This is a genomic window from Pseudomonas sp. CFBP 13711 (genome assembly GCF_014842265.1).
Lineage (GTDB): Bacteria > Pseudomonadota > Gammaproteobacteria > Pseudomonadales > Pseudomonadaceae > Aquipseudomonas.
In genome coordinates, this window is sequence record NZ_JACYVI010000001.1 from 1,089,954 (window position 1) to 1,099,460 (window position 9,507).

At 62.5% G+C, this 9,507-nt stretch carries 3 protein-coding genes; all 3 read right to left on the reverse strand.

Annotated elements, in window-relative coordinates:
* Window positions 1–2: 2 nt before the first annotated feature.
* The 3 genes from recD to recC are packed head-to-tail and all read right to left on the reverse strand — an operon-like array spanning window position 3 to window position 9,267.
* Window positions 3–2,090 (reverse strand): exodeoxyribonuclease V subunit alpha, encoded by a 2,088-nt coding sequence (gene recD / locus IFT47_RS04920; RefSeq protein ID WP_192170645.1) that lies wholly within the window; start codon window positions 2,088–2,090, stop codon window positions 3–5.
* On the reverse strand, window positions 2,087–5,785 hold the full coding sequence (recB, locus tag IFT47_RS04925) for an exodeoxyribonuclease V subunit beta (protein ID WP_192170644.1): 3,699 nt from the start codon (window positions 5,783–5,785) through the stop codon (window positions 2,087–2,089). Before recB ends, recD begins: the two co-directional genes overlap by 4 nt.
* Window positions 5,782–9,267, reverse strand: coding sequence for an exodeoxyribonuclease V subunit gamma (recC, locus tag IFT47_RS04930; RefSeq protein WP_192170643.1), 3,486 nt, complete (start codon window positions 9,265–9,267; stop codon window positions 5,782–5,784). Before recC ends, recB begins: the two co-directional genes overlap by 4 nt.
* Window positions 9,268–9,507: the final 240 nt, after the last annotated feature.

Sequence of the window (9,507 nt, forward strand, 5' to 3'; positions counted from 1 at the left end):
CCTCACAGCCCCAACATCAACCCGCTCAGGCGCTTGACCTTGCGCCGCAGCGCTTCTTCAAACACGCCCTGACGCGGCTCGATCAGGCTGAACCAGTGCTTGGCCCGGGTGATGCCGGTGTAGATCAGCTCCTTGGTCAGCACCGGGTTCAGCGCCTCCGGCAAAACCAGCGCCGTGTGCGCGAACTCCGAGCCCTGGGACTTATGCACCGTCATCGCGTACACCGTTTCCACGTCATTGAGTCGGCTCGGCAGCACGAAGCGCACCCCGCCGCTGCCGTCGTTACGCGGGAACGCAACACGCAGCGCCTGACGGTTTTCCTCGACCGGCCCCTCGGGCAAACGCAGGGCGATGCCGATGTCGCCGTTCATCAAACCCAGCCCGTAATCGTTGCGCGTCATCAACACGGGGCGCCCCTCGTACCACTGATGATCGCTCTCGATCAGTCCGGCGCTGAACAGCGTTTCAGTGATCCGTCGATTCAACCCTTCCACGCCCCACGGCCCTTTACGCACAGCACACAGCAGCTGGAACTCATCAAACGCATTCAGCACCTGCCGCGCCCACTCGACACTGCGCGGGTCTTCGATCTGCGTCAGGTCTTGCGGCCGCTGCGCGTGCATCACGCCCAGATAATGGCGATAGCCTTGCGGGCCATCGCCGTGACCGTCGAGCAGCAGTCGCGACAGCGCGCGGTCCTGCTCACCCTTGAGCACCAGGGAAAACAGGTCCGGGTACTGGCGAGCCGCGAGCAATGCACGCGCGTCCTGGTCCTGCTGCTGATTGACCAGTTTGGCCAACTGACCGATGCCGCTGCCGGCCACGAAACGACGTGAATGGCGCAGCATCACCACCTGTTGCGCCAGGGCGTGATGCTGATCGTCGCCCTGCTGCAAACCGCTTCCGGCAAGATCTTCCCCGCTGACCGATTCCAGCCACGCCTGGGTCTGCGGGCTGTACATCCCCGCCTCCGCGTCGCGGCACAAATCGCCCAGCACGGCGCCAGCCTCGACCGACGCCAATTGATCCTTGTCGCCCAGCAACACCATCCGAGCATGGGGCGGCAGCGCGTCCAGCAGGTTGGCCATCATTTCCAGGTCGATCATCGAGGCTTCATCGACAACCAGCACGTCCAGCGGCAACGGGTTGCCCGCGTGATGCCGAAAATGCCGCGTGCCCGGACGGCTGCCCAGCAAGCGGTGAACCGTCGTGACTTCGCTGGGGATCTTCTGCCGCACGTCTTCCGGCACTTGCAGCGACTGCACCTGATGACTGATCGACTCGGTCAAGCGTGCCGCGGCTTTGCCGGTCGGTGCCGCCAGGCGAATGCGCAACGGCTTGCCGCGCTCAACGGCTGGCGATTGCAGCAGTGCCAGCAAACGCACGACCGTGGTCGTCTTGCCCGTGCCGGGGCCGCCGGTGATGATGCTGAACGCGCCTCGGGTTGCCAGGGCGCACGCCAACTTTTGCCAGTCGATCAAGGCGTCAGGCGCCTGGTTGGCCGGGCCGAACAGCGCATCCAGACGCTGGGGCAAATCGCTGAACCCCGTTTCCACCTGAGCCAGTCGACGACGCAACGCCGCATCGATCCGCCGTTCATACGTCCAGTAACGGCGCAGGTACAGGCGCCGATCGGACAAAACCAACGGCCTCTGTGCCGCTGCTTCGCTGAGGTCCCCTGCGTGGGCCACCAGCGCGCTGGCTTCCAGCGCCTTGCACCACGTCGCGCCGTCGAGGGATTTGAGCAGCGAGGACGGCAGCAGCATCGGCGTCGACAACACATCGCCCTCCGGCGGCAGCGACAGGGCGAAGTCCGGCTCTTTCAGGGTTTCATAGAGGTCCAGACAGACGTGCCCGTGGCCCAACTGGTGGCTGGTCAGCGTGGCCGCCAACAGCACCAGCGAATCGGCGGCAGGATCGAGCTCAGCCAGAAACGCCACGAAGGCTTTGTCCAGCGCGCGCAACCAGCCGCGTTCGACCCAGCGCTGCAGCAACAGCAGCAGGTCATCCACCCGGCTGAGGGGCTTCAGCTCGGCCAGGCTGTCGGCGTCCAGCGCCGAGGGCATCAAGTGAGCGAAGGTCCGGTTCATACGAGGTCTCCTGACAGCACGTCGGCCGTGATCGGCGCTCGGCCCTGAAACAGCAGATCGAGACTTTCGATCAACTCACGGGGCGGTCGGGTGAACCATGCACCCTGACTCGCCCCACGACTGCCACGCACGAACAGGTACACCGCGCCGCCCATGTGCCGGTCGTAATCGTAATCGGCGAGCCGCGCCTTGAGCTGACGGTGCAAGGCCAGCAGGTAAAGCACGTATTGCAGGTCGTAGCGGTTGTCCAGAATCGAGTTTTCCATCGCCTGCTCGGTGTAGGCATCGTCGTCGACGCCCAGCCAGTTGGATTTGTAATCGGCAACGAAGTAACGGCCTTCGTGCTCGAACGTCAGGTCGATGAAGCCCTTGAACATGCCGTTCAGCGAAACCGTTTCTGCCGCCGCCCTCGGCGCACCGTTGTGGGTGTATCGGCGAACCAGCGCGTCCATCTGCGCCACATCGACCTTCGAGCAGGCGAACCAGAACTCCATTTCGACGCGGTACTGGTTAGGCTGATCCAGCTCACACAAGGCCATGGGCTGCACATCTGAGCCCAGACGCAGCGGCAGGGTCAGCAGATGCTGCAGCCAGTCGGTCAGCGTGTTGATCCAGCCTTTCCAGTCGCGACGGTTACAGCGTTGGGCGACGACTTTCTCCACCGCCAGTGGATCGGCAGCCGCCTCGGCAAAGCCCTTCTCACCGGCCCACTCCAACAGCCCGTGCAGGAAGGTGCCGGGGTTGGGGCCACGCGGGAATCGGTGGATATCGCCGCCGCTGACCATGACCTCGCGCGGCGCATCTGGATCGAGACGCTCATCGTCGAACAGCTTCTGCGCTTGCGGACTGTCCGGCGACTGATCGCCGCTGTCGGTGACGGTGTCGCCGATGCGCAGCGCGCTGTAGGAAGCAATCCACCAGTTCTCCCGGGCGCTGCGCCGGGGCACGCGCGGCTTGCTCAATGCGACCTCATTGCGCGGCGCGCTGAAGGATTCGGTGGTGGGCAGTGGAACGGGTTCAACTTTCACGGCCGGGTGGTCCTCTGCCAGCGATCGCAGCCATTGGCCCAATGCCACTGACTCAGCCAGCCTCTGCCCGCCGCCGAGCAAATAACCCAGGGCCGAACGATGGAGTATCGAGGTGCTGTTGCTGCCGCGTTTGAGATCGGCAACGCCCAGCCAGCACGCGTGTTGAGCGCGGGTCAGGGCCACGTAAAGCAGACGCAGGTCTTCCGCCAAGCGCTCGTCATCCGCTTGCTCGATCAGCGCCGGCGTGGGTTTGAGACTGATCTGCGCGTGGCCTTCGGCGTCATGGAAGTGCAGCGGCAAACGGCTGCCATCCACTGGCTTCGTCGAGCAGATGAAGGGCAGGAACACCAGCGGGTATTCCAGACCCTTGGATTTGTGAATGGTCACGACCTTGACCAGTTGTTCATCGCTTTCGAGGCGCAGGATCTGCTCTTCCCCCGCTTGGCCAGACAGGGCCAGATGCTCGCTCAGATGGCGAATCAGGGCCTGCTCGCCATCCAGCTCGGCGGCGGCCTGCTGCATGAGTTCGCTGAGGTGCAGCAGGTTGGTCAGTACACGTTCGCCATCGGTACGCTGAACCAGCGCCTGGGGCAATTTGAAATCGTGCAGCAGACGCCGCAGCATGGGCAGCACGCCTTGGGTGCGCCAGATGCGTCGGTAATCGCGGAACTGCATGACGCGGTTTTCCCACGCCAGCTCGTCCTGATTCAACAACTCGAGTTCGGCCAGCGGCAACGCGAGGGTGATGCAGGCCAAGGCCGCGCGCAGGGTTCGCTCGGCGTCAGGCTCGGCGCAGGCCTTGAGCCAGGCGAGCAGGTCATGGGCTTCTTGCGCGGCGAACACCGAGTCCTTGTCCGAGAGATACACACTGCGCACACCCCGCGCCGACAACTCGCCACGCACCGCCTGGGCTTCCTTGCCATCACGTACCAGAATTGCGATGTCGGCGGGCAGCAGCTGTCTCAATGGCTCTCCAGCTTTGGCAAAGCCCGCTTGCCCTTGTTGCCCGGCGTTGAGCAAACGCACGATCTCACTGGCGCAACTCGCCGCCAGTTGCGCTCGATACACCGTGCCCGACACTGGCTGATCGGTTTCCAGCTGCCAGACGTTGAGCGCCGCAAGCACCTCACCGTCGACCTGCAACGTCTCTTTACGGCCCTGAGACCCGACTGCCAGAAACGGCACGGGATTGTCCTCAGGCGTGCGGAACAGGAACGCCCCGCGACCGGCCTCGCTCGTCTCCGCGCGCGTAAACACGTGGTTCACCGCATCGACCATCGCGTGGCTGGAACGGAAGTTGGTGCCCAGCGTGTGCAACCGCCCGGTGGTGGCCTGACGGGCGCGCAGGTAGGTATAGATGTCGGCACCACGGAACGCGTAGATCGCCTGCTTCGGATCGCCGATGAGAAACAGGCCGGTGCTCTCGTCGTTGGCCTCAAGCCGGTAGATACTGTCGAAAATGCGGTACTGCACCGGGTCGGTGTCTTGAAACTCATCGATCAGCGCGACGGGAAACTGCTCGCGGATCAGGGTCGCCAGGCGCTCGCCACCGCTGCCGCGCAACGCAGCGTCCAGCCGCAGCAGCATGTCGTCGAACCCCATTTCCGCGCGGCGCCGCTTCTCTTCTTCAAAGCGGGCGCCTACCCATTGCGCGGCGTGTTCGAGCACCGCTGCATCGGGCGTTGGCAGCGTGTCCAGCGCCACCTTGAGCTCGACCATCGCCTCGAACGCGGGGTGCGACGGGGGATTGTTCTTCCACGCTTCGGCAATGCCATCAGGCGTCAGCCGGGTGAAACCGGTGCCGAGGTCGAGTTGCTCTTGCTCGTCGTCATTGGCCCAGGCAATCAGCTTGTCGAACCAGGGTTTGAAATAACGCTCCTGCATCTTGCGGCCATCGACCACTTTGCAGGCGACGCCGTCGATGCAGATCGCATGCAGCTCCGCGGCCCAGTTGGCCCATGGCGCCTTGAGCTGGCGGAGGGTTTCGCGCCGCTCTTGAATCGACTGCTCGATGATCTGCGTCGGGGTTTTCGTCACGCTCGCCCGCTCACTGCCGAACAATGCGCGCACCCTTGGCAGTAGCGCCGCGGGTCCGCCCCAGTTCTCGCGCACCCATAGCAGCGCGTCGCCGCTCATGGGGTAACAGAACTTGCGCCAGTAATCGCGCAGCACTTCGCTCAGCAAATCGGTGTGATCGGTTTCCAGGCTCTGGGTGAACAGGCTGCCGCTGTCGAAGGCGTGCTCGCGCAGCATGCGCTGACACCAGCTGTGGATGGTCGAGACCGCCGCTTCGTCCATCCACTGCGCCGCGATGTCGAGACGGCTGGCGCAGCCGGGCCATTGCTCAATGGCGAACTCGTCCCGCAACCCAGCGATCAACGCATCAGGCGCTTCGATTTCTTCACGAAAGAACCGCGCGGCCTCGGCCAGTCGCGTGCGAATACGGTCGCGCAGTTCCTTGGTCGCTGCGTCGGTGAACGTCACCACCAGAATCTGCGGCGGTAACAGCTCTCGGCCGAAGCCAGAAATCTCGCTGCCGTGACCCAATACCAGACGCAGGTACAGCGCCGAGATGGTGAACGTCTTGCCGGTGCCGGCGCTGGCTTCAATCAGCTGGCTGCCTTTCAGTGGGAAGCGCAGCGCCAGAGGTTGTTGTGCGTCACTCATGCGCCGGCCTCCTCGCGAGAAAGTGCCTGCCAAGGCGCTTCAAAAATCGGTTTGTACAGCGCCTCGCACCAACCCACGAATTCCTCGCTGCTCAGCAATGCGTCGAAGTCCGGGAACTGACGCGCCAGCGCAGTGCTTTCCGCGCGCTCACCCTTGCTGTTCTGGCCATCGCCTTCATAGGCTTTACGCGCGGCAGCTCCGGCTTTGATTTCCTCGTTCTGGCCTAGCCAGGCAAACGCCGTCTTCACCGCAATCGGAAGCGGTCGCTGCATGCCCTGATGCCAGGCCAGCAGCAGGTCATTCAGCGTGCGCGTGGCAGTGTCCTTGTCCAGCGGCGGCAGCAAGAGCGTCTCGTCACTGGCCACCAGCGCGGTGGTCAACGGCAGATCGCACGCGCAGGCCACCAGATGGTTCACCCAAGGCTTGGTCAGGCGATGCCACTTGCGTGTCTTCTTGCTGGCGATGGCATTGGGGATAGCGGTGATCGCGAGTAACTCGTTCTGAGGATTCTGATAAAGCCCGTCGACCCAGCCATCAAGCTCGACGCCCTGATGCTGATAACTGACCGGCAACGCGCTGTGCAGCCGCACCGGCCAGCGAATCAGCAATTCGTGATAGCGGGCGACGAGGTCGGGTAGCGGTTCGATCAGTTCATCCTGCAGCAACGTGCCGAACCCGGCCATCGGCAGCAAGCCGCTGCCCTGCAAGCGCGTTGCTTGAGCATGCAGCGATTCCTGAATGTCCTCGGGATCTGTGAGCGCCGCTTGCAACAGACTGTCGCTGAGGCCATAGCGCTCGAGCGCGTCGAGTACGAACGGCTCCTCGTCCGCCAATGGCGCTTCGGCGACTTCAAAGAATATCTTCAAGCGCTGACTGAAGAAGTGCTTGACCGGATTGCGCAGGAAATCCTGCAATTGCATCAGGCTCAACGGCTCTTCCTGCTGGTGCTTTTGCAGCGCTTTTGTTTCCCCTGCTTCGGTGACGGCTTCGTGCAGCACCTGCCATTCTCGGGCGAAGCTGAAGAACTCCGGGTTCTCCTGAAAGTACTTGGCGCTGAAAGGCTGCAGCGGATGCTCGACGGTGAGTCTGTGCAGCAACTGCTGGCCCGGATCACGCTTTTTATCGTCCTCGGGCTCGATGGCATCGGCCAGCCGCCAACCGCTGGACAGATGATCGCGCAGCTGCCCGATGAGCACCGAAGCCGGCCGCTCGGAGTTGTCGCGAATACTGCGCCCCACCCAGCTGATGTACAGCTGATCACGGGCGGACAACAGCGCTTCCAACAGCAGATAACGATCATCCTCACGCCTGGAACGGTCGCCGGGACGGTAATCGCTGCCCATCAGATCGAAATCCAGCGGCGGCTGCGCGCGTGGGTAATCGCCATCGTTCATACCCAGCAGGCAGACGATTTTGAATGGAATGGCGCGCATCGGCATCAGCGTGCAGAAGTTGACCGATCCGGCCAGAAAGCGTTGGGACAACCGCCCTTGATCAAGCCCGGCCAGCCAGGCTTCACGCACGACCGTCAACGGCAATTCTTCTTCCAGGCCAACGGTCTCGCAGATCTGCAGCCAGGTTTCACGCAGGGTTTCCAGCTGACTGAGCAGGTAGTCGTCGTGCTCACTGTCGGCCATGAAGAACAGCTGCATGATCGCCTGAAGGCGCGCACCCCACATCGCGGGCGTCGCGGGTTGGGAGAGTTCGTTGTGCGCGACCTGAAGCGCGTCGATCAGGGACACCAACGGGCCAATAAGAGCCGCATCGAGCCCGCCGATTTCGTCATACGGCTGAATGCCGTCGTAAGCCGCACCCGCCCCAACGGCGTACCCCAGCAACATGCGACGCAGACCGAAATGCCAGCTGTTCTGCTCAAGCTGTTCCGGTAGCCCTAGCCCTTCACGCTGCTTCGCATTGAGCCCCCATCGCACACCTGCTCCCTCGATCCAGCGATGGAGGGTTGGCAGGTCTCGCTCATCAATGCCGAACCGCGCTCGTAATGCGGGGACGTCCAGCAGATCGAGGATTTCACTGACCGGGAATCGACTGTCCGGAATCTTCAGCAAATGCTCGACGGCGATCAGCAACGGATCACGGCCACGCTGGCCCTGATCGGCGAGGGTGAAGGGGATAAAGCGGCGATCGTCACGATCCAGTTGGCCAAACACTGCGCGAATGTGAGGGGCGTAGCTGTCAATGTCTGGGACCATGACGATGACGTCCCGCGGACGAAGGTCCGGATCCTTGCTGAAGCGCGCGAGCAGTTGGTCGTGGAGCACCTCCACTTCGCGCTGGGCGCTGTGGGCGACATGAAAGCGAATGGAGCGGTCGGTCTTGATATCCACGGGCGGCCAGACTTCGCGGGTCTCGCTCAAGGGGCGCAGCTCGAGGATATCGTCCTGGAGTTGATTCAGGAGTGTCTTGGGCTCGCTCTCGCTGAACAGGTCGATGCGCCCGTCGCGAAAGATCGAGCGATAGCTGTTTGGGTCGTCATGGCTGTCGAGCAGATTGATGTAGTCACGCCCCTGCTTGCCCCAAGCGGCCAGCAATGGATGGGCGTGCTGGTGCAGCGCATCAGGGTTCAGCACCACCGGCATGCCGGGTTTTCGCGATTGGCGTTTGTATTCGTGGCGCAGGAGATCCTTGTCAGCCACGATGTCCGCCCAGTGATGGCGGCAAGGGTTGTGAACGCAGAGCAGGACCTGACTGAAACGGGCTAGCCCGGCAAGCGCCTCTAATGCCTGGGCGGGCAAAGAGGAAATACCGAAAACGATCACCCGCGCCGGCAAACCGGCCGGTGCCTCGACCAGGCTATTGATGCGTTCGATGTAACGTTGATGCACGCCGGCCCTGCTCTGGGCCATCCCCTCTGCCCCGACATCATGGAGCAGCGCACGCCACAGTTCGGCTTGCCAGCAGTTTTCTGCTTTGAGCGGCTTTGCCTCTCCCCGCCCGGTCCTGAGTTGATGCTTGCCCGCGGCCCAATCCTCCAGCCAGTCGGCGCGATACACCTGATATTGATCGAACAGGTCAGCGAGTCGTTCGGACAACTGGTAGCGCTTGCGCAGGTCGGTGTCGGCGGTCAGGAATCGCTGCAGCGGCTCGAAGTGTGGCTGATTGATCAAGCCGGGGAGCAGTCGCATCAATCGCCAGGTCAGTGGAGCTTTATCGAGCAACGAGGTTTCCGGAATCTCGGCCTTGCCCAACACCGCACGGTAAAGCTGCCACATGAAACTGCCAGGGAGCTGCACATCGATCGCAGCGGCAATGCCGCAACCCCCTTGATCGTCGTCCTGTGCATCTTCTGCCAAAGCAAGCTTCAGCCACTGCGCAATGCCGTTGCTTTGAACCAGCGCTACTTCGTTCTCAAGCGGAGTCAGGGGATAACGCCGCATCCAGGACACCACAAGGCCACGCAGCTCATCCAGGCGATTCCCATGGACCACCATAAACCCGGGGTTGAGATTGGATGTCACCGGCATAGCTGCGTCCCTTGGTCTTTCAAAAGAGGGAGAAGACTAACAGAGGGGGAGGATTCGTTATCGGTCGATCTTGTCAGGGCGACTGACAACTGCGCTCATCCGCGATTTAGGTATGAGGATGACTGCCCGCTTTTCCGCGCGCAAAAACAAAACCCCACCTGCTTTCGCAAATGGGGTTCTGGAATTTAATCTTGACGATGACCTACTCTCACATGGGGAAACCCCACACTACCATCGGCG